1 tRNA gene is annotated in these 304 nt (G+C 52.0%); it reads left to right on the forward strand.

Annotation, left to right across the window (positions count from 1 at the left end):
• Nucleotides 1-93: 93 nt before the first annotated feature.
• Nucleotides 94-178: transfer RNA gene (locus tag ACW9HX_RS29175), tRNA-Leu, on the forward strand.
• Nucleotides 179-304 lie beyond the last annotated feature (126 nt).

Raw genomic sequence — 304 nt, forward strand, 5'->3', positions numbered from 1 at the left:
CGTTGTCGTGGGTTCGATCCCCATCGTCCACCCCATATTTCGAAAGGCGCCAGATGTAACAGTCTGGCGCCTTTGCTTTAAAAAGCTTCATCTGCGGATGTGGTGGAATTGGTAGACACACTGGATTTAGGTTCCAGCGCCGCGAGGCGTAAGAGTTCGAGTCTCTTCATCCGCACCAGTCAAAGCTTCATTCATGCCGTTGGCCGGGTGAAGTTCTACAAAGAAGTTGTTTGGCTTCTTTGGCACGCAATATGGTGGGCGTAGCTCAGTTGGTAGAGCACGGGATTGTGACTCCCGTTGTCGT

It is taken from the genome of Pseudomonas sp. SDO52101_S400 (assembly GCF_054071635.1).